Genomic DNA, 592 nt, shown 5'->3' with positions numbered 1-592 from the left:
GTCGTGCTCGACGCGGCGCTGGATCTTGTCGCTGGTGTCGGTCTCGCCGCGCCAGCCGTTGACCTGCGCCCAGCCGGTGATCCCCGGCTTGACCTTGTGGCGGGCGAAGTAGCCGTCCACCACCTGGTCGTAGAGGGTGTTCGACACGTGTCCCTGGAGAGCGTGCGGGCGGGGTCCGACGAGGGACAGCTCACCCTTGATGACGTTGAACAGCTGCGGCAGCTCGTCCAGCGACGTCCGGCGGATGAAGCGGCCCACCGGGGTCACGCGTGGGTCGCCTCGGGTGACCTGCCGGGCGGCGGCGAAGTCCACCTTGTCGTGGTACATCGAGCGGAACTTGTAGACCTCGATCGCCTCGTTGTTGAAGCCGTAGCGCTTCTGCCGGAACAGGATCGGGCCGGGCGAGGTGACGGCGACGGCCGCCGCCACGGCGAGCATCATTGGCGTCAGTGCCACCAGCATGGTGAGGCCGACGAGGCGGTCGAAGACGCTTTTGGCGATGATGTCCCAATCGGCCATCGGCTTGTCGAACACGTCGAGCACCGGCACCGCGCCGAGGTAGGAATAGGCGCGCGGGCGCAGGCGCAGCTTC

Annotated in this window: 1 protein-coding gene; it reads right to left on the bottom strand. The window is 67.7% G+C overall.

The annotated features are described in order from the left end of the window. Positions 1–592: sugar transferase (locus tag MKK49_RS07930; protein ID WP_244027581.1), on the bottom strand; the 592-nt coding region annotated here is incomplete at both ends.

The sequence above is a fragment of the Methylobacterium sp. J-090 genome (assembly GCF_022829345.1).
Classification (GTDB): Bacteria; Pseudomonadota; Alphaproteobacteria; order Rhizobiales; family Beijerinckiaceae; genus Methylobacterium.
This window is presented reverse-complemented; position numbering and strand designations above follow the sequence as displayed.